General features: G+C 67.9%; 2 protein-coding genes. Both read right to left on the reverse strand.

Annotation, left to right across the window (positions count from 1 at the left end):
- Positions 1-1,489, reverse strand: a 1,489-nt coding sequence (locus tag FJ251_15570) for a GDP-mannose dehydrogenase (GenBank protein ID MBM4119122.1), incomplete at its 3' end; no start/stop codon positions are given.
- Between the two features lie 63 nt (positions 1,490-1,552).
- The gene (locus FJ251_15575; GenBank protein ID MBM4119123.1) at positions 1,553-1,744 is read right to left on the reverse strand and encodes a DUF2892 domain-containing protein; all 192 of its coding nucleotides are present in this window, start codon (positions 1,742-1,744) and stop codon (positions 1,553-1,555) included.
- Between the last annotated feature and the right edge of the window lie 551 nt (positions 1,745-2,295).

Raw genomic sequence — 2,295 nt, forward strand, 5'->3', positions numbered from 1 at the left:
GGGGCTCGGGCTCGCGCGCCAGGTACTCGGCGTGGCGCGCGGCGAGGATCACCCCCTGCGCGCCGCGCAGGGCCGTGTTGAGGTCGCGCTGCACGCGCAGCTCGGTAAGGCGCTCCTGGTTGCGGAAGAAGCGCGCCCAGCTGTAGCCCGGCGTCGGGTAGGTCTCCTGTTGCTCGAACTCCCACCAGTGCTCGACGTAGGGGTCGTGCACGCTCATCAGAGCGCCCATCTCGGTCAGCTTGCGCACGACCAGCTCGCTGCCGCTGTAGCGCGTGTCGCCCACGTCCTCGCGGTAGGAGGCGCCCAGCAGCAGCAGCTTCGCGCCGCCCACCGTGTGGCCCATCTCCTCGAGGCCGTCGCGCACCAGTTCGGCCACGTGCAGGGCGCGCGTGTCGTTGATGTCGATCGCCAGGGGCGTGATCTTGAAGGGATTGTCCTCGAAGCCGAGGATGTGCTTGTAGGCCCACAGGCCCAGGCCGCCGTCCTTGGGCAGGCAGTAGCCGCCGATGCCCGGGCCGGGGAACATCATGTTGTCGTGCGTGGGCCGCACGCGGATGGCCTTGATCACCTTGGCCAGGTCCACGCCGTTCCTCTCAGCGAAGAGGCTCCACTCGTCCATGAAGGCGAGCAGGGTGGCCCGGAAGCTGTTCTCGACGATCTTGCAGGTCTCGCTCTCGATCGGCCGATCGAGCACGGTGAGCGGGAACTGCTCGGTGTTGAGCACCTCGCGCAGGAACTTCTCCACGCGGCGCCGGCTCTCCGGATTGACGCCGCTGCACACGCGCCAGAAGTCGCGGATGCTCTTCACGTACTCCCGCCCCGGCATCACGCGCTCGTAGGAGTGGGCGAGCAGGGGCTCCGTCGCGATGCCCCGCGCGGCGAACTTCTCGCGCAGCACGGGCAGGGCGACGTGCTCGGTGGTGCCCGGCGCCACGGTCGTCTCGATCAGCACCAGGCACGCCGCCGGGATGCGCTCGGCGATGGTGACGAAGCTTCTCTCGAGCGCCTCCATCTCGGTGCGGCCGGTGTGCAGCTTGCCGAGGTCGTTCTTGAGGTAGTCGCACTGCACGTCGACCACCACCACATCGGCGAGCTTCAGCACATCCGGGTTGAAGGTCGCCATCAAGGTGCCCTTCTCGATTACACACCGCCGGATCATTGGGTCGACTTCGGGGTCTTCGGCCTTCACCGGCGAGATGCCGCGGTTGAGCAGCGGGATCTTCCAGAAGCTGCGCTCGCTGGGCCGCTGCATGCCGATGACGAACTTGGCGGGCTTGCCGCTCGCCTTGTCCACCGTGTCGGCCACGACGGCCGCCATCACGGCGCCCACGAAACCGACGCCCATCACCACCACGATCTCCATGCCCGCCGCGCGCCTCTCGGCGACGATCCCCGCCAGGCGCTCGTACTCGGCGGCGTACTCGGCCGGCCCGGGCAGCGGGAAGGCCTCGCCGCTCGGGCTCAGCGACACGCGCTGCTCACCGCTCATGCTGACTCCTTGTGCGTGGGGGTCTCGCCCCCGGCAGGCTCGGGGGCGGCGCCCCCGAGGGGGCTACTGCGTCTTGTCCTTGTTGGTGCTGAAGCGGAAGGGGACGTACAGGGGGCAGCTCTTGACGAGCGCGGTGACGATGAGCACGGCGCCGATCAGCGCCCACCAGGACTTGGCGCCGATGCTGACCAGCAGGATGATCGCGCCCAGCACGAGGCGGACGAGTCGATCGACGCTACCCATGTTCTTGACCATGGTTCCTCCTTCCGGCGGCCGAGCCGCCCACTGCGGTTACTCCTCGATGGCGACGATGTGCGCTGGGTTGATCTGCACACGATCGCCCAATTCCTGCACCATCACAAACCAACCGTCGGGGTGGACCTCGACGACCCTGCCCTTGAAGAGCCGGTCCGCGCTGGTGATGACCTTGATGACCATGCCCTGCTTGAGTTCCATCTCCCTCTCCTCGCGGGGTGCCGGGCACTGCCGGCGCCGGTCGCCGCGCGGCGTGCACGCTGCCTCGCTGCGCCAGCCCATCCTAGGACTTTGGCCGTCTAGAAGCAAGGGGCAGAGGGCTTTACACGGCGAGGCCGCCTGCGCTATCTTCTGCGCGGCCGGAGTTCCCGGCGCCGCAGCAAAGCAAAGGAGTATGAGCCATGGCCGCCACCCGCTTCGCCGAGGTCCTGAAGGGCTGGGCAGGATCGAGCGTCACCATCATCAACCCGCAGAGCTACACGGTCTCGAAGATCACCGACGGCATTTCCTTCGAGTCCTACTCCGCGCAACTCACCGCGGCGGCCGACGAC

It is taken from the genome of bacterium (genome assembly GCA_016873475.1).
Taxonomy (GTDB): domain Bacteria; phylum Krumholzibacteriota; class Krumholzibacteriia; order JACNKJ01; family JACNKJ01; genus VGXI01.